Here is an 18,959-nt window from a genome sequence, read left to right as displayed (position 1 = left end):
TTTTAATTAACCGCCCCCCATCATCTTGCTCAACCAGTTCAGGGGTTACGCTCATCCCGTAGGTGTCATGAATGCGGAATTTCTCGCACTCTAATGCCTCCTCTGGCTTGAGGTAATCTTGGTGTTGCCTCGCGGTGTAAGTTCTCCTGTCAATATTTTTAGCATTGGCAACTTTGCGATAATGCTCCTCATCGATGGCAACCCCTGCTGCTTTTATCCACTTGTGCGCCCCATCATCAACACCATCACCTGCTGACACAATGGTATTGCCCATTTCTTCCAACAGCGATCGCAGGTCAGCCCGTAAATTATTGATTGACCAATTGCGCTGTGCTTCAATCTGGCATGAAGTATCCAGTGCCCAATCCTTCTCTGCTCCACGTTTACCCGTTTCTTTGTCGATGCGGATTAAAAACGCGGTCATTTCATTCTTCTGAAGAATCTTTTCCTTGATATGACGAGCATTGGTTTCGGCATAACCAAAGGGAGGACGAGGTGCAACCCAAACGTGCAATGCTACATTATGACGATAGCGCCATAACTGTTGAGCGCATTCTGTGGCTGATTGGGACACAGCGTGAAACACACCAAACACGGCATCAAAATGATACGTGGAAATGTCAACACCTGTGCCGAGACTGGGAGTGGTCAACAGTGCATCAATATCTTTAATTGCAACGTTAATCTCCCTGATGAAGATAACATTCTCCTCACTACCGCTATTGTCTGAATGAATAGCCCAGACTTTTATCTGTTGGTCTGATTCTGACTCTGGTGTATCATCATCAAGCAATGGCTCAAGTCCATTCAAAGCACGTTCCAACTTTTTGATAAAGCGTTTAGAATCGCTCACCAGCATCAACTTCTGACCTAACATCAGTTGAGCGTGAAACACAGCGACTATTGCGCTACTATTAGGCCCCTCATACCAATGAACCTGACGACCACCTGAGCGATACTCATTCTTGATGATGTATGGCTTTTCGCCCTCTGATCGCATTTTCATGAAGAAATCAATCGTCAAATCATCAAGGTGAGCATCTGCTAATACTACTAATTTGGCGTTATAGACCAGATACTCCAACACTTCCAGAATAGCCCCCCGGTGTTCTTTACAGGTTTTAGATTTGAGCAGGTGAGCCACATATTGACAAGCTTCGTCTATGAATAAAATGTCATAAGCCTGCAAATCATTTGCCATTTTATACAAAGAATCTACGGTGATGCTGAGGGCTTTGGCTTTTGACCAGTCGCTGCAGGATATGGCAGAATACATCGCAGTTTGCAGGCGATCGCTGAGGTTTTTGAGCAGATTAACCCGATGCCCGTTGTTCAAGAAACTGAGTTCGGGGTTTTCTTTTCTGAGAATAGCCAAGAGTTCAGTTTTACCAGTCCCCATATCAGAGGCTAAACAAACTACTCCTGATTTTGGTAATGTATGGATGACTTGGGATAGATAACGAGTATTGACGGTAATATTCGGCTTATACTTGTTGAGTCCTCTTGAGCGATTGACGAAAAATCTTTGCCGATATTCTTGCAGGGTAAGAGCATCAGCAATCATCGTTGATACTGCTTTTTCTGCTTTGTTGCCCAGAGCCACAACCCAGTCATCAATGCCTTTCTCTGGCCCTGGCAAAATTGCAACTTCACATTGACAATCAAGTTCGAGAATAACTTGACAGGTGCGGCGAGTTGCTTGAAAAACGTGTTGTTTGGCTTTAGGCTTGGTTTCGTAATCAAACAGAATGATGAACTTTCGCCCCTGTTGGGTCATTGGCACTAAGTCAGGATGCAGTCGCTCGAAATCTGACTTGCCAACTCGACCATTCCAAATCCCAGGAAGAGCGATCGCTCTGGTGTATTTACGCAAGCCTTAAATTGGAGTTAACTTGCTAAACTTGCCTTGTGTAAGTAAGAGAAAGTACGCAAACTGTATCTGTGCGGCAATTCTAGAAAAATCGGAGTAATGTCAGACTCTAGTTATATCTTTTGTTCCTCACATTTTGATAGGTTTAAAACCCAACGTTTGGCTAGTGACAAGCTGGAGCTTATTTTATAGGCTCAGAATAACTATTGTAAGTCTTTAGTTTTGCAAATGTAGAGTGGGTGAATATTTATTATGAGAACTTTTAGGGAACTTTTGGGTATTGCAGATATGGAGGATTGGTGAAAGACTGGTGCTGATGCAGCATTTGTTAACAATTACATGCTCCAAAAGCACAAACTTAAGGTTAAACGTAAATAAATATTTCTCTTTGCTAGTAGTTAAATAATCGTTAATAATTGCTGTAATTAAAGATGGGTAAGCTATAGGGAGTTTTAGGCTAAGATTTTGATATTCGCTTAATCTGAGCTACTATCGTAAATTTACTGAATACTGTTAATATCAATCTGGAATCAGGTTTTGTGCATTTGTAGCTTTGTATAGACACTAGTTGGAATAACCGCTATGCACATTAGTATTGCAGACGACATTAAAAAACGGTTTCACGCAGCTTGTGCTTTACGTAGTTGAAGATGAATCAAGTAGTAATTCCTCATGATTAAAAGTACTCAAAATTTTGTTCTCCGCAGGTTGTTTTATCAAGGGCTGAATTTTGATAAAACGGCTAAAACTCAGTTTTGATAATCAATCCACGCTTTCTTTAACCTATGGTGGTAAGCGAAGTTTTTAGTCTCAAACAGGCTAAAGTTATTGAGAATAGTGTCAATATTTGAATTGTGATACTTGCTCCCTTGTAATCGCAGAGTGAAAAATACGGATTCAAGGCATCAAATCCATGTCAGAGTTGGTTTATAGAAATACCAAGATTTTTAGATTAACCTAATGTGATTAATTATGACTAATAAGATTTATGCGCTACTAGTTGGAATTGATGAATATGATTCAAATTCAATTAGTTTACCACCACTTTTAAAAGGATGTGTTAATGATATTTCAGCAATGGAACAATATTTAAAAGCAAGAGTTACACAGGAAGGTTATAAATTATATTTGAAGACACTTAAAAATCAAGAAGCAACTCGTGCAGCTATTATTCATGAGTTTCAGAATCACTTGCGTCAAGCTAAGAGCAGTGATACAGTTCTGTTCTACTTTAGTGGGCATGGATCTCAAGAGCAGTCACCAGAAGAGTTTGTGAATTTAGGGCTAAATCCGCTCAATGAAACCCTAGTCTGTTATGATAGCCGCACTGCTGAGAGTTGGGATTTAGCCGATAAGGAATTGGCAAAACTTATTGCTGAACTTTCAGAAAACCAACCACATATATCTATTATTCTGGATTGCTGCCATTCGGGTTCTGGTACTAGAGATACATTACAAGAAACAGGTGTACGCCTTGCAGCTATAGATAAGCGAAAGCGTCCTGTAAATAGTTTTATCTTTAAACTTGAAGAATTAAATACACTATCTGTCTCTGGTAACAGCGAAGCTCATCCCTCTGGCTGGAAAATACCCAGAGGTCGTCATATTCTTCTTAGCGCTTGTCAAGCTACTCAGAAGGCAAAGGAAATTGATAGAGATCGTCAAAGACGGGGAGCTTTTTCTTACTATTTATTAGATACATTGCATCAAGCTAAAGGAAATCTCACCTATCGAGATTTGTTAGGACGGGCAAAAGCCATAGTAAGTAGCCAAGTTATCGATCAGTCACCTCAACTTGAAGTAAATAGTTTAAACGATGAAAATCAATTTTTCCTGAATGGTGCGCTCGCAGAACGTACTCCCTATTTTATGGTTAGCCATGACAAACAATATGGTTGGGTCATTGATGGTGGTTCTATTCATGGAATACAAATTCCTTCTGGGGAAGAAACAACTTCACTAGCACTCTTTCCCTTTGATAGTCATACTGAAGACCTACGTCACTCATCTAAATCTATTGGTACAGCTAAAGTAACTCAAGTATTGCCATCTGTAAGTAAGGTTGAGATTACTGGTATTGAAGACTTGGCTCATCAGTCAACCTTTAAAGCCGTTATCACTAGTCTACCATTACCACCTTTAGGGATTTACTTAGAAGGAGATGAAGAGGGGGTAAATTTTGCACGGATTGCAATTCAGTGTATGCCTCCTGACAACAATCCCTCAATCTATGTTCGTGAAGAGCAGAACAAAGATAGCAAAAATATAAGGTATCGCCTGCTGTGCCGTAATAATCAATATGTAATTGCCCGATTTCAAGATGACCGCCCTCTAGTTGCCCAGATTGATGGTTACACCCTAGAGAATAGCCAAAAAGCAATTCGACGCTTAGAACATATTGCTCGTTGGGAGGTAATTGCTGAACTCGGAAGTTCGGGTAATGGTCTGATTAAATTAGACGATGTGCAGATGGAATTTATTTTTAGAAATGAGAAATATAACGAATTATTTCAACAATTAAAGGATATGCGTGTGGAGTATAAGGAGACAGATGGAGAAATAAAGGATCGTGGATTTCAACTTAAACTCACTAATAATAGTAACCAGACGCTTTATTGTGCTTTGCTCGACCTGGGAGAGCTTTTTGATATCTCGAACCTCACTAACAATTTTTTTGGAGCAGGTGTTGTAAAGCTGGAACCACATGAGACAGCTTGGGCTTTAAATCAAAATCACATAATAACGGAAGTGCCAGATAAATTATGGGAGCAAAAAGTTACGGAGTACGCAGATATATTTAAATTGATTGTTAGTACCTCCGAGTTTGATGCCAGTTTACTAAATCAGGAAGAACTTGATGTACCTTGCATAAGAGATATAGATCGAGGGATTTTCAATAAAAGTACTTTAAATCGTTTGATGAATCGGATTCAAGATCGCGTAGCCAAGGCTGAAAGTCCAGAGTTGCTCGAAGATTGGATTACTAAGCAAGTCAAAATTAGCACTGTGCGTCCTTTGAATACTACCCAAGTTTCTAACAGAGACTCGAAGGATTTAGGTTCAGGGGTTAGGTTACAACCTCATTCTAAATTAAATGCTAATGCTCGCTTAACTACTGAACCTCAAGCTAGTCGTGGTCTAGGAAATGTGGTTTTACCCTCCATTCTGAGGGAAGATTCTCAAATAACTCAAACTGTCCAATTTACTAATAGTCGGGGTACAGATCCAGGGTTAAGTGTGTTGGAACTTACTGATGTGGAGAACCCTGAATCTGTTACTAAAGAAAACCCTTTAAGATTGTTAGCTGATATTTCTTTAGGAGAAAGTGAATACCTTTTATCTATAGCCTATGACGGAGAACTCTACCTTCCTTTAGGTTTAGGAAAAAGCACAGAAGAAGGCAAAACGGAAATTAATATAGAACGATTACCAAATCCATACACTACAGATAGAAGTGTACAAGGCTCTATTTGGATGTGTTTTGTAAAAGTGGTTAATGAAAAACTGGGTCGGAAGTCTCAAGATTATTTTTTAAAAGCAGTTAAAGTCGCTGAAAATCAAACTTTAACTTTTATAGAAGATATCCCAGCAAAGGTCAAAAAAGCAACAAAAATTTTGCTCTATGTTCATGGCATTCTGGGTGATACCAAAGATATGGTCAAGAGTGTTCAACGAGCTAAAATCACTGTAGATGGACAACAACTTGCCCTCAATGAATACTATGACTTAATCCTAATCTTTGACTACGAGAACATTAATACGTCAATCTCAGAGATTGCTCGTCTTTTTAAAGAAAAACTGGCAAAAGTGGGTTTAACAGCTAATCACAGTAAAACTTTACATATTGTCGCTCATTCAATGGGAGGGTTAGTTTCTCGTTGGTTTATTGAGCGAGAAGGAGGTAATCAGATTGTTCAACACCTAGTAATGTTAGGTACTCCCAACGCAGGTTCGCCTTGGCCAACGGTTCAAGATTTAGCAACATTAGCTTTGGGGATTGGACTTAATAGCCTTTCTAGCGTTGCTTGGCCAGTGAAAATTTTAGGGTGTCTAGTTAGTGCGATAGAAGCAGTAGATGTCACTCTAGACCAAATGAAGCCTAATTCTGATTTTCTCAAAGATTTAGCTACAAGCCTCGATCCAGGTATTCCTTATTCAGTGATTGCTGGTAATACCTCTATTATCCGAGCGGCTACAGAGCAAGAAGGAAAACAAGCTAGTAAATTAAAGCGATTGATACAAAAGTTAGGTACTCAAGTTGTAGAATTTCCTTTCCTTGGTCAACCAAATGATATTGCTGTGGAAGTTAATAGCATTAAGAAACTTCCAGAAGGAAGAAATATTCTTATCAACAAAGAAGTAGCTTGCGACCATTTAACTTACTTTATAGAGCATTCAGAAGGTTTGATAGCATTAAGTGAAGCACTAGCGCCGAAAAAAAAAATTGAGCAGTATATTTCGACCGCTTTAAAGGAAGATGCAGTAATACATACAAGTGAGCAAAAAGAGAGCATCCCGTCCCAACCTCCCTCTGTTATTGAACTAAATTCAACCTTTCAAGAGCAATTAACCCCTACTCAACAGAGCAGCCCAGTTTCATCAACATCTAAATCGAGTCATGAATTTGAGAATAGTTTTGCAATCGTTATTGGAATTAATAACTATAAAGAAAAGCCTTTAAATACGGCTGTTAACGATGCTGAAAAACTTTGTGAAATTCTCAAAGATACGTATGGCTATAAAGTTCAATTGCTTAGAAATGAACAAGCCACTAAAGAAAAGCTAACAGAACTGTTAAAAGACTTAAAAAATAGCCAAATAACTATTGACGATAACAAAGAAAATATTACGAACAAAGACTGTCTTCTCTTCTACTTCGCTGGGCATGGAATTGGTAAAGATCCTTACGACGACAGGGAAGAACTGGCAGGTTTCTTATTACCTCAAGATGCCGTCATTGATGATACAGAAACTTACATAACAATGCAAGAGTGTCATGATGCCCTAATCAAACTCCAATGTCGTCATATGTTGGCAATTTTAGACTGTTGCTTTGCTGGCTCATTCCGATGGGCAAGCCTTACGCGAAAAGCTACTCCTGAAAATGTCACACTCTATAAACAACGCTACGATCGCTTCATTAAAGATCCTGCATGGCAAGTTATTACTTCAGCCGCTCAAAATCAGACAGCCTCGGATTTATTAGGACAGCGAGGGCAAAAAGACAATGGACAACACTCTCCATTTGCTGCGGCACTTTTAGAGGCATTAAAAGAAAAACCCAAAGATTTCTTTAGCAATAACATTATTACAGCAACTAAACTTTATTCATATTTGCGTGATGAAGTTGAGCCACAAAGCGAAGAGCGATACAAACAACAAACCCCAGAAATTTGGCATTTGAAGAAACACGGTAAAGGGGAATATATTTTTCTCTTGCCTGGGTTTGATCCAGATAAACTGGAGAATGCACCAGCCCTAAACGCAGAAAATAATCCTTACCGAGGATTGGAGTCCTATGAAGAAGAACACAGTCACTTATTTTTTGGGAGAGACAGACAGATCAAAAAGCTTTATGAGAAAGTCTATCAACATACTTTCACAGTAGTTGTAGGTGTTCCTGGAACGGGTAAATCCAGCTTAGTCAAGGCAGGATTAATTCCTAATTGGAGAAGGGAGCAGTTAAAGTACTTAGAAGAACAATTAAAGTTGGAGGTATCGCAGGATATAGAAGAGCAATTAGTAAATTTTAAAGAGTTAGATAAACAAGAAAAACACTTAATAGAACAATTAAAAAAAGCAAACACAAGTCAGAAATTAATAGATTGGCAAAAGAAACTAAAAATAGCATCAAGTCAAAATTTAGGAGATTTAAGTGAACTTATAAAAGCTCTATCTGAAACGGAGAAAAGCATAGAGAATATAAAGCAAGAGCAGAATATTATCAAAGAATTTGATAATCAAATAGAAGAAGCAGAAACAATTCAAAATTTAGCGTATTTACAGAGAAAATTAAGAATAAAATCAAGTGATATTCTACGAACTTTAGAAGTTTTACAAGAAATAAAAAATCAAGCAAACTTGCAAAATGTTTTAGATTTAGAAGCAAAGGTAAAAGAAATAACGATAGAAATAAAAAATCAACTAAAACTAAAATTAAATGAAAAAAACAAAAAGTTAACAAACCACTTGAAGGACTTACAAGATCAGTCAAGAGCGCAGTTAAAGGATTTACAAAAGCAGTTAGAAACACAGTTAGATGACTCGAAGAAGCAGTGGTATATTAAAATCCGCATTGGGGAATCTCCAATTAAGGCGTTGAATAATAGCTTAAATCAGATACTTCGTTTTACTACTTCTAAGCAAACTTATGAGCAACCAGAGGAAAATAAAACTACTTGGTTCAACAAAATACTTAACTGGTTGTTTGGGGAGCCTAATACATCGGGTACGAGTCAAAAACAAACCAAGAAACTTGACGACAAATTAGTTGAATGGAAAAATCATAGTCTTAAGTGGCTTGGTGATAAGCGGCTGTTAGTAATTGATCAGTTTGAAGAACTAATTACCCTTTGTCAAAATGAGGAAGAGCGAGAAAATTTTCTTAATTGGCTTGCACAGACAATTGAGAAAAATTCAGAATGGTTACGGATTGTATTGACAGTACGTTCAGATTTTGAACCGCAATTTCAAAACTCTGTCCTCAAGCAATATTGGACAGAAGCTAAGTTTGTTGACCTAGACATAACTCGATCAGAATTACAACAGGCGATAGAAAAACCCGCTATAGTAAAGGCGATAAATTTTGAATTAGACAAGGAGTATAACTACTTAGTAGATAAGTTGCTGGATGAGGTAGGGCAAATACAAGGAACACTGCCTTTAGTCTCTTTTATCTTACATCAGCTTTACTATAAGCTTTCAGAGAAAAATGAATATGAAAGTCGCACTCTTACCCTAGAAGATTATCAAGAACTAGGTGGGGTGACAGAAGTACTAACTAAAACATTGGAATCACAATATGAGGAATTTGTTCCGCCAAATCGCTTAAATGAATTATTTAAGGATATATGTTTAAATTTCCAAAGTTTAGGCGAACACTTACAAAACATTTTCCCAGGTTTTTATTTAGAAGAATTGCTAGAACAATTATTGACCTCTGGCACGATTCCTGTAACTGATGAAACTTTAACTTCGCAAATTTTCCAGCCTAAGCTCAGTGTCACTTGTCTGTTAGCAGGGAAATTTCATTATTCAGTTCTTAGTTTAAAGACATTTCATTATTCAATTTTGATTTTACCTCTACTTTCTAAAACTCTGATATTAGAAGATTCTTTTCAGAAAGTAGAGGATTACTTCCATAAATTTGAAGACTCTTGCAAGAAATACGAGGAGTTCAGCAACCAATACGAGCAACACAAGGAGTCTTACCAAAAATGGGATAAAACAATTCGCAATGTAATGCTACGTATGGTGGCTGTAGACAGTCAGTTGGCTCGCCGACGGGTGTTAATATCTGAACTGGAGTATCCACAACCAGAAGAAAATGAGCGGGTAAAAAAAGTAATTAAGGCATTTGTAGATGCACACCTTCTCGTACAATATCAAAATATAGTTGAGCCTATACACGACGTTTTAGTACTTAAATGGGATAGGTTAATTACGTGGACAAAAGATGCAAATGAAAATGTGCCTTTAAGTCTACGACAACGACTAACACAGGATACTGTGTATTGGCATAACAATGGGAAGGATAAAAAGTATCTTTGGAATAAAGACTATCGCCTCGTGTTACTAGAAAAGGTATCTAATTCCGATGACAATTGGCTCAACAAATTAGAAGATGAGTTTGTCAAGAAAAGCGTGCAACAAAGGCAAATTCAGGAAGAGGAAGAACTATCTCTTGAGATAGAATCTCGTTCTATTTCTAGACAAGCGGCTATTTATAGACAAGCGGAACGAGAATATGAGCATTTTATTAATTCAGAGCAATTAAATCGGGAATTACAAAGTTCGAGGGAGAAAACTATCCGCAATGTGATGCTACGGATGGTAGTAGTAGATGGGGTTGAGTTGGCTCGGCGACGTGTGCCAGAGTCGGAATTAGTATATCCAAACCCAGAAGAAAATGAGCGGGTGAATCAGGTAGTTGAGGCATTTGTAAGGGCAAACTTGCTTTTGAAAACACCACAAGGCGAGAAGATTTATGTCGAACCAAACTCTGACTTAGTGCAAGCATGGGACAGGCTAAGGATATGGACACAAAACCAGAAAGAACATTTAATTTTATTAAGATGGTTGACACCAGAAGCTGTGTCTTGGCAAGACAACAATAAGGAGCAAAGTTTTCTTTGGTCTCGTAATCGACACCTTGATTGGCTAGAACAAGTAGTCAAATCAGATGATAACTGGCTCAACCAATTAGAAAACGAGTTTGTAAACAAAAGTATTGAGAAAAAACGCTCTGATCTGATGAAATGGCGTATTTTACGAGGATCTTCATTTATCCTCCTAGCAACACTAGTTTTTGGGATTTTTTCAAGCTTTGGGAAAAACTCTAATTACCCAACCCCATCAGTTAAAGTTTCACCTGTACCTACTCTATCAAGTACACCTAAATTGGAACGGGATGGGGAAATCAGCAGTGGTGAAGAAATCCTCACAAGCCCTGACCAATTAACTTGGTTAAAACAGGCTGGGGTGCAGGCGATCGCTACTGGTAATTTTGATAAAGCTGTAAAGTCCTTAAAAGAATACCTGGACAAACAACCTAACGATCCAGAAGCTTTAATTTACTTGAACAACGCTATAATTGGTAATCATAAGTCTTATACGATCGCTACATCTGTTCCTATTAGTAGCGATGTGAATAGTGCTTTAGAGATGTTGCGGGGAGTTGCCCAAGCTCAAGATGAAATTAACAAAGCGAAGGGTATCAATAGTGTACCGTTGCGGGTACTAATTGCCGATGATAATAACAGTCCCAATCTGGCTAAACAGATTGCGAAAAAATTTATCCAAGATTCTAAGGTACTGGGAGTAGTGGGTCACTATTCCAGTGATGCCACCTTGGCAGCAAGCGAGATTTATAACAGTGGAAAACTAGTAGCCATTTCTCCGGTCAGTACCACTATGAAACTAAAGGGCTTCAGTAACTACATTTTCAGTACTGTCCCCAGTGATGCTGTAACAGCAAGGGCATTGGCAGATTATATGCTGAATCGGTTAGGAAAGAAAAAAGCCGCCGTTTTCTATAGTTCTCAAAGTGAGTCTAGCCAGTCTCTCAAGAAAGAGTTTGTAAGCGCAATTGCTTCAACAAAAGGTCAGCTAACAAACAAGTTGGTATTTGACTTGTCTAATTCTGATTTAGATGCAAATAAAAGTGTAGAACGAGCCATTCAGGAAGGAGCTGAAGTGCTAGTATTACTTCCAGATACAAAAGAATTAGATGATGCTCTCCAAGTAGTGCAAGCTAATAATAGGCAACTTCCTCTTTTGAGCGGAGATGATGTTTATACACCTAAAATTTTGGAAGAAGGTAAAGATAATGCAGTTGAGATGGTTGTTGCAGTTCCCTGGCACATTTTAACTTCTCAGAATAATTTTCCAAACACTTCAAGAAAGCTATGGAAAGCAGATGTTAATTGGCGAACTGCCATGTCTTATGATGCTACCGTTGCGCTAATCGAAGGACTGAAAAATACCCCCACACCCCCTACTCGTGAAGGATTAGCTCAAATTCTTCGCTCGCAAAAGTTTATAGCTAAGGGTGCAACAGGCGAGGTTAAGTTTGATGCTAAGGGTGAGCATAATCAGGGAATCCAACTTGTTAAGATTCAAGCTAATCCTAAATCTCGTTCTAAATCTGGCTATGATTTTGATCCTGTACCTTAACTTTCTGAACAGCTACTAATAAAAGCCTTGACCAGTGTTCTTGATTTGTGCCTGTTTTTTATCCAAGAAATGTTCAATAGTTATTTGTGAACATCGAATCCGGTACAGAGAAATAGCGTTGCATCAAAAGGATGTGATTGCTCATAACCTAAAATTCACCCCATCCACTCCACCCGTTTAAATGATGGGCAACTGCGTACATCTACCTTTGGTAGTGGACAAGCAGGTGACATCACACTAAATATTCCAGAAATACAGTTATCTGGTTCCACTAGTGGTGTTTTTGCTCAGACAAGCAGTACAGGGCCAGCTGGAAAGCTGACGCTTCAACCTTTGAATGGACAAACCTTGACAGTAAACTTTTTTCATAAAGCGCAGATTTCAGCATCCACCTCTGGTAGCGGTAAGGGAGGAAACCTCACTATCACCGCCCCTGAGTCAATCGCCCTCAATGGTAATGGTATCTTGGCGGCTACATCGGAAGATGTTGGTAGTGGACGAGCCGGAGATGTGCTTCTTGGTACTGAAAAACTAACTATCAGCAATGGAATGCGCGTTTCATCTGCTACTAATTCTACTAACCCCGCAGCTAGTGGTGGCAATCTGACCGTGCAAACCTCGCAATTAAACCTAACAGATGGCAGTAGCTTAGAAGCTGGGACGACAGGAACTGCACCAGGCGGGAACCTGATAATTCAACCCAACTGGAGTTTAGACTAAGCAGCAAAAAACGACCCAGGAACGCTGAGTTTAAAACAAGCAGGCTTCAGGCATGAAAATCGGCAATATTAAGCAGATTTTGGTTGTTGTTTACGTGGCTTAGTTGTAGTTTTTCTGACAACTGGATAACGGATTCTACGTTGTCGTGGTTGTCCTAATTTCCAACCTGGAGACTTTCCGCGAGGTTTGGGCGGACGGGCAGGAGTACCAATCGTCGTTAAAATGCTCTCCATTGCTTGGGCAACTCTTCCAGGGGTCAAACTAACCAATAACTTTTGCCAAGGTAGAGGGCTATCTGCAACGAGATCACGCGCTAACCATAATTCCCAAGTCATGATTGGCATCAGATCACTCCAACGCTCACATTGCTTCGGGGTACTTAGTTTCGGAAGAGTCCAGTGTAGACGTTGCTTCAAAAATCGATACCAGTGGTCAACAGTAAAGCGCCGCAAATAAAGTTGCCAAACTTCTTCTAAGGTCGGCATTTGTTCTCCAAACCAAGCCAACCACAAAGGTTTTGACACCCGCAAGTTGCCTTCCGCATCAAGACGCTCAACCCGAATCAGAGACATCGGGCGTATAGCGGCTTTACGAAAGTGTAAATTTAACCACAGGCTCACCTTGACTCGGCCTAGTTTGGCATGATTTACTTCTATACTTTGAGCAACTTCACTCCATGTAGAAGTATCATTCAATTTAAATTTATCACCATGTTTTCTGGGTCTTCCCTTCCCGGAATATGGTGGCGGTGCGCCCCATAAACATAAGTTTGAACGTAAACGCACAAAAATATCTGCTTTGATATCAGTCGTCTTCAACACGAAAGGGGCGCAGCCATACTCACTATCCCAAACTGAAATTGGTCTTGTAGGTAAATGTTCACAGACTTGTTGTAGTTGCCAAGCCGCCTTTTGTATTGGGCTTTCCCAACTAGTAATTCTCTCATGTCGCAAGGGTAATGCCCAACTACCCGAATCTTCCGGTATCCATGCAATCGTACTATACCCCTGACCAACAGTAATTGGTTTGTCTCCCCCCATTGAGACACTGCTGTGTTCAATCGTCCTTTCCTGCAAAGTTACTGCATTTGGGCGCGACCAAGCTGTGTGGTCGCCAGCCAATAACGGACGACCCTCTGCTGGCATCTCTTTGATGTATAACTGCATCAATTTTTGTCGCTGTGGTCTGCTATCTTGTAGTGCTTCGTAGATGCTTGACCACTTACGTCTAAATGCTGGTGATAGCGATAAATCTGCCAAACTGTAAGCGTTTCGCGTCAGCAATATTGCATCCATCAGTTCAAAAGTTGCATCATGCGCTCTACCTAAATAGTTATACGCTGCTTGACGAAATTCTTCTAATTTGGCACGTTTCATATTGGCAGATGAGAATTGGTGGTTCTTTTCTCAGATTCTGCTAATAGGGGGCCTGTGTTCAAGCACACCCCCTATTTTTTCTTTGACTGCCTGCCATTTAGTCTAAACTCCAGGCAATTAGAAGTGCGACGAATTCTGTAACTTTGAGTAAATTAACACAAGCACATAATCAAAGTTTAAGGCGTTCAATCAAAATATTGACTCAACAAAATTCCCAGTTAATGATTGCAACTTTAGATGTGAATAGCTTATATCGAGATGCGATGGCAAATCCGGCGGCGTTTGGTTTTACAAATGTCATCAGTTCGTGTCTATCTGGCTCTGGCATCTGTAGTAATCCAGACGATTTTCTGTTCTGGGATGGCATTCATCCCACGACTGCGGCTCATCGGATTATAGGAGAAACTGCTTTTTCAACAATTCAAGAAGCAGGGATGATTAATTCTAGTTCAATCTTGGTTCCAGAAACGACTTCAGAGGTTTTACGATTAGCATAAAATTTGACCATTCAAAACTTTTCAAACACCTTGAGCGTTTACGCACTCAAAGAGTAAATTCTTAGCAGTTCAAGCAGACCATAGTTAAATACCAGAGTAAGGAGCTAAAGCTAAAGTTTGCGTAGTGTCAGCTAAGAGAAAGCGATCGCATATCTGAAAAAGTTCAACTTCAGCCTGCGCTTGCCGCATCAGCCGCAGGAAATGACCTTGGCTGTCAACACTGAGGGCAATGTAGTTAAGAAACAGTTTGAGGTAGCCTACACGCGCTCGTTCTGGGATATTGGGTGCTTTTAGGGTTTGGCATAAACGCTCAATATAGTTGCGTACTTCTGTCAGAGGAACGGGCGTAATCGGTTCACATCGTAAAGCTTGCCGAATTTGAGCAAAAATCCAAGGATTGCCAATAGCCCACCGTCCTACCATCACACCAGCCGCACCTGTATGAGAAAGCACCGATAGTGCTTGTGCAGCTGAGTTGATATTGCCATTAGCAAGTACTGGACAATTGACGTGTTTGACCGCTTCGGCAATCAAATCATATTTCACTGGCCCGTGATAGCGATCTAGAACTGTGCGACCATGCAAACTCAGTAAATCAACGCTGTGGCGATTGATGATATCTAGAATTTGGTAAAAGTTATCTGTATTTTCAAAGCCTAAGCGCATTTTGACGGTTAAAGGCCGAGCATTGACAGCAGAACGCAGTTGTGCCAAAATCCGATCTACTTTTTCTGGTGAGAGCAGCAATCCACCCCCAGCTTTTTTGCGATAAATTCTTGGTGCTGGACAGCCCATATTCAGGTCAATTCCAGCAATATTATAGCCACAGAGTTCCTTTGCTGTTCTGACTAAATCGGGAATACTTTCGCCAATCATTTGAGCAAAAACGGGGCGACCAGTATCGTTTTGGGTGATTGCTGCCAGAATACTCCGATTCAGCCGCGAGGTCTGATTAACTCGGAAATATTCGGTGAAGAAGTAGTCAGGGCTGCCGTAATCAGCAATGACCTTCATAAACTCTAGGTTGGTCACATCTTGCATCGGTGCGAGAGCGGTGAGAGGTAAATCCTTGTGGAGCGATTGGGGAAGTGATACCTGAGACATAAAACCAAGAGCGTTTAACAAAGCATCACTGTATCAAAAAATCGTTTTGCTCCTATAACTTCTTAAAATATCTAGCGATTAGTAACAGTCCGAACCCCAGCTTTTCATAAGTACAACGAGCGCCCTTATGGCCAGGGTCGCCTCCGGTTTCGACCATAGCAACGCTCATTCCGGCAAGTTTCATCTGCTCAAGAGCAAATTCCGCCTTCATCAGTGCCAATGCCCTGACGTTGATAATCAGGATCGACGGCAATCATGTAGATTTCTCCCATACAAGATTGCGAATGGAGTTTCACAGCTACAAAGCCTACGGTTGAACCAGAGTCGTCGATGGCCACCCACACTTTTGTATCTGTTGCTGCACAGACTTCTTCTACCGCATGAAGCTGGCTGACGCGCCAATCGGGATAGAATTCGTTGTACACCTCAAAATCCAGTCATATATGCGAATGTCACGCTTGAAAAGCTCTTGAGGTTGAGTAAGCTGGGGAGGCTGGGGGAGTAAAGAGAAAATAATTGTATTTTTAAATACTAAAACGCCCTAGAATTCACTTATTTATTTGTCTCCCCAGTACAAGAGCGCATCCCCAGATCAAGAACAGCTTGCCTCAACAAATAACGCGCGCTCTTCGTGCCATTCGTCATATATGTCTTCTACAAAGCGTTTAAAGAATCCAAAAGCTGAGAATAAGTGCTAAATAATTGCATATTCGGATATTAATATCTTGCTCTTCAGCATTATGTTGTTAAATATTTGCCATATAACGTTCCTGTTGATAAAGACGCAGAACGTATCTGCCTGCAACTGTATCGCGTAGGGTGTGAACCTGTTCTACCATTTCATGAGGAAGTTGAAGAAGGGAGGGAAAAAGCCCACCATACTCAGGTGGCAATAATGCGGGAGCCGATAAACTGGCAAATGCTAAATCTGCTGCCGAAAAGCAGTCTCCCACTAAATATCTACGTCCATCTGAAAGACGATGGCTAACGGCTTCAAAAATCTGTTGAATTTGATGATAGGCAGTGAGCGCGCTTTGACGATTAACGTTGTAACTGGAATACGCTAAACGGCAAGTCAAGGGAAACACAACAGGAAATAGTAATTTCTCCCATGATGGTATTCCTTGACACCAAAGTTGTTGCATCAAAGTGCGATTCGCAAGTGCATAAAAATAGCCCCACTGTCTTGTTAAAACACCAAGTTGGCAATTAAATTGCGCTTCTAATTCGTCAACTTCATGGCGTAACACTGACGAGGTTGGATATAGTTTGAGATGAAGGGGTGTTAGGGTATCTAAGTAATTTAAGATATCTGCTGAATCTTTAAACACTTGAGCTTGGGTCACTAAAACAGGAACGCTGCTGCCACCAACAGGAGTTGTCTTCAGTCGATGTAACGGCGGTAAATGACACTCTTCAATGTAAGGAAAGCGGATGCGATCCAATGCCCATCGGACTTTCTCGCAGTAGTGGCTGATGCGAAATGTGATTAACCGAGGCACAAAGAACATTAATCAATCCAAAAAACTGCACCAGACCATCATACCAAGTAGTAAATTTAACTAATCTAGCCTTTCATCCTTCTGTCGCGATCGCTATTTTTAAGGTAATGAAAAGCGCGATTGACAGGCTAATGTGTTGATAATGACTAGACTATTGTTGATCCCGGTCAATCCACTTATGTACGTTGGGAATTTCAAATTGACTCAACTTTTCAATTAATTCCACAGGAGTTTCCCCTACTAAAACAATACTTCTGTGTTCAGAGCGAATAAACTGCTCTTTTGTTGCGTGGTTAAGGAAAGAAATCAATCGATTATAAAACCCGTCAATGTTTAACAGTCCACAAGCTTTGCGATGAAATCCCAGTTGAGTCCAAGTGGCAACTTCACAAAATTCTTCTAATGTTCCTAGCCCACCTGGTAGGGCAATAAAAGCATCAGCCAGCGAAGCCATGAGCGATTTCCGCTCGTGCATTGATCCTACAACTCGAAGGTCGCTTAAACCAGTGTGTGCAATCTCTTTATCAACTAAAGCTTGTGGCATTACACCAATAACTTTTCCACCAGCAGCTAGCACAGAATCAGCTACAGCACCCATGAGTCCTACTTTTCCCCCACCATAAACAAGGGTAATTCCACGCTGTGCCATTTCAACACCTAGACTTTGTGCTGCCTCAAGATAGCTGTTGCGATTACCAAAATTAGAGCCGCAGTAGACACAAATACGTTTCATCAATTTATTCTTTTGAGTCAACTGTCTCAAGAAGTCTAACAGAAACGGTACATTGATTTTAAATATTAAAACCTAAATCAAACTCAACTTTTGATTCTCAGTGCCCTCGCCCCCAACAGCAGCCCACTTGAGGGACAATAGTTCTCAATTGTCTACCTGTGGGGATAAGAATAGCGCATACTTAAGCTGTAAAGATTTTGCAGTGATTCATTAACAAAACTCAAAGAGCGGATGAGGCAGTGGTGAAAATCAAGCTCGTTTGGTAAGGATGGTTTTCTAATGACCAGCAGAGAGTGTCCATGTGAAATACAGGTTTATTAGTTTGTTTAATAGTGTTGCTAGAAATTTTTCACAAAGGATGTCAATATGCGAGAACTGACGTATTTTGTGGCTTGCAGCGTTGATGGATATATTGCTCAGATCGACGGTTCACATAACGGCTTTTCCCCAGATGCTAAATATTTTGCTTCTTTATCTGCCGACTTTCCTGAAACCTTTCCATCAGAGTTTCGTGAGGTAATGGGTATCCATGCTGAGAACAAGTGGTTTGATGTTGTTCTCATGGGGCGAAAGACCTACGAGGTAGGATTGAAGGATGGCATCACAAATCCTTACTCACACATGAAACAGTATGTCTTTTCACGCAGTATGCTCTCTAGCCCAGATGAGAATGTTGAACTTGTTAGGGAAAATGCTGTTGAGTTAGTCACAAGTTTGAAGAACGAAACTCTTAAAGGCATTTGGCTGTGTGGTGGGGGGGATTTAGCCACAACGCTTTTTGCTCACAAATTAATTGATCGGTTAATCCTGAAAGTCAACCCATTTTTGATGGGTTCAGGCATCCCACTGTTTTCTGGAGTAATAGGGCAAACTGCTTTAGAACTTGTCAACAGCAATATCTATGAAAACTCAGTAGTGTTACTCGATTACAGGGTGAAGTAATTAAGTTATTGAGCCTCGATAGTTCTGTTGAGCCAGTAAAACTCCAGTAGCCTCAGCCGTCAATAATCTGTCGCTGCATCACATAACGCTGATGAACTTTGTTTCCAAATTGTTGAGGTGGTGCGATGCGTACCACTTCAAAACCCAACTTCTGCCAAAAAGCAAAACCCAACTGATTTTCTTCCAGAACAGCTAAAAATACGAATTGGGCTTTTTGTTGAGCCAGCCATTTTTCGTATGCTTTATAAAATTGAGAGCCATTACCTTTGGCTCTGTATTCTGGAGCCAACATCATTAACCCTATCCACCAACTTTTCTCAT

11 protein-coding genes are annotated in these 18,959 nt (G+C 40.2%); 4 read left to right on the top strand and 7 right to left on the bottom strand.

The window, feature by feature from the left end; translation table 11 throughout:
- A partial coding sequence (locus AC5JL8_RS35420; protein ID WP_495884375.1) for a plasmid replication protein, CyRepA1 family occupies positions 1-1,873 on the bottom strand: 1,873 nt, incomplete at its 3' end.
- Positions 1,874-2,842: 969 nt separating this feature from the next.
- Here AC5JL8_RS35420 and AC5JL8_RS35415 point away from each other — a divergent pair.
- Together AC5JL8_RS35415 and AC5JL8_RS35410 are read left to right on the top strand one after the other, a co-directional pair.
- The gene (locus AC5JL8_RS35415) at positions 2,843-11,764 is read left to right on the top strand and encodes an nSTAND1 domain-containing NTPase (RefSeq protein ID WP_495884374.1); all 8,922 of its coding nucleotides are present in this window, start codon (positions 2,843-2,845) and stop codon (positions 11,762-11,764) included.
- 333 nt (positions 11,765-12,097) lie between these two features.
- Positions 12,098-12,484 (top strand): hypothetical protein, encoded by a 387-nt coding sequence (locus AC5JL8_RS35410; RefSeq protein WP_495884373.1) that lies wholly within the window; start codon positions 12,098-12,100, stop codon positions 12,482-12,484.
- A 68-nt stretch (positions 12,485-12,552) separates the two neighbouring features.
- On the opposite strand, the gene AC5JL8_RS35405 is transcribed toward AC5JL8_RS35410, so the two are convergent.
- Positions 12,553-13,860 (bottom strand): NF041680 family putative transposase, encoded by a 1,308-nt coding sequence (locus AC5JL8_RS35405; RefSeq protein WP_495884372.1) that lies wholly within the window; start codon positions 13,858-13,860, stop codon positions 12,553-12,555.
- A gap of 143 nt (positions 13,861-14,003) precedes the next feature.
- Between AC5JL8_RS35405 and AC5JL8_RS35400 the strand changes: the two genes are divergently transcribed.
- Positions 14,004-14,357, top strand: coding sequence for an SGNH/GDSL hydrolase family protein (locus AC5JL8_RS35400; RefSeq protein WP_495884371.1), 354 nt, complete (start codon positions 14,004-14,006; stop codon positions 14,355-14,357).
- 84 nt (positions 14,358-14,441) lie between these two features.
- On the opposite strand, the gene AC5JL8_RS35395 is transcribed toward AC5JL8_RS35400, so the two are convergent.
- From AC5JL8_RS35395 to AC5JL8_RS35380, 4 genes are all read right to left on the bottom strand, one after another.
- The gene (locus tag AC5JL8_RS35395) at positions 14,442-15,461 is read right to left on the bottom strand and encodes a tRNA-dihydrouridine synthase family protein (RefSeq protein WP_495884370.1); all 1,020 of its coding nucleotides are present in this window, start codon (positions 15,459-15,461) and stop codon (positions 14,442-14,444) included.
- Positions 15,462-15,649: 188 nt separating this feature from the next.
- Positions 15,650-15,886 carry a GNAT family N-acetyltransferase gene (locus AC5JL8_RS35390; RefSeq protein ID WP_495884369.1) on the bottom strand — a complete coding sequence of 79 codons (237 nt, stop codon included), beginning with the start codon at positions 15,884-15,886 and terminating at the stop codon, positions 15,650-15,652.
- Positions 15,887-16,207: 321 nt separating this feature from the next.
- Positions 16,208-16,972 (bottom strand): glutathione S-transferase, encoded by a 765-nt coding sequence (locus AC5JL8_RS35385; RefSeq protein WP_495884368.1) that lies wholly within the window; start codon positions 16,970-16,972, stop codon positions 16,208-16,210.
- A 142-nt stretch (positions 16,973-17,114) separates the two neighbouring features.
- Positions 17,115-17,696 (bottom strand): LOG family protein, encoded by a 582-nt coding sequence (locus AC5JL8_RS35380; RefSeq protein WP_495884367.1) that lies wholly within the window; start codon positions 17,694-17,696, stop codon positions 17,115-17,117.
- Positions 17,697-18,062: 366 nt separating this feature from the next.
- Here AC5JL8_RS35380 and AC5JL8_RS35375 point away from each other — a divergent pair, with 366 nt between their 5' ends.
- A complete protein-coding gene (locus AC5JL8_RS35375) occupies positions 18,063-18,638 on the top strand; it encodes a dihydrofolate reductase family protein (protein ID WP_495884366.1) in 576 nt (191 codons plus the stop codon).
- Positions 18,639-18,690: 52 nt separating this feature from the next.
- Here AC5JL8_RS35375 and AC5JL8_RS35370 read toward each other — a convergent pair.
- The coding region (locus AC5JL8_RS35370; RefSeq protein WP_495884365.1) for a GNAT family N-acetyltransferase at positions 18,691-18,959 on the bottom strand (269 nt) is incomplete at its 5' end.

The sequence above is a fragment of the Mojavia sp. genome, assembly GCF_059505145.1.
Note: the sequence above shows the minus strand (reverse complement) of the source record. Positions and strands in the feature narration are given on the sequence as shown.

What these genes read in the sequence shown, in the direction of transcription:
- AC5JL8_RS35415 (WP_495884374.1), top strand. Translation starts at nt 2,843, where the DNA reads ATGACTAATAAGATTTATGCGCTACTAGTTGGAATTGATGAATATGAT.
- AC5JL8_RS35405 (WP_495884372.1), bottom strand. Translation starts at nt 13,860, where the DNA reads ATGAAACGTGCCAAATTAGAAGAATTTCGTCAAGCAGCGTATAACTAT.
- AC5JL8_RS35395 (WP_495884370.1), bottom strand. Translation starts at nt 15,461, where the DNA reads ATGTCTCAGGTATCACTTCCCCAATCGCTCCACAAGGATTTACCTCTC.
- AC5JL8_RS35385 (WP_495884368.1), bottom strand. Translation starts at nt 16,972, where the DNA reads ATGTTCTTTGTGCCTCGGTTAATCACATTTCGCATCAGCCACTACTGC.
- AC5JL8_RS35380 (WP_495884367.1), bottom strand. Translation starts at nt 17,696, where the DNA reads ATGAAACGTATTTGTGTCTACTGCGGCTCTAATTTTGGTAATCGCAAC.
- AC5JL8_RS35375 (WP_495884366.1), top strand. Translation starts at nt 18,063, where the DNA reads ATGCGAGAACTGACGTATTTTGTGGCTTGCAGCGTTGATGGATATATT.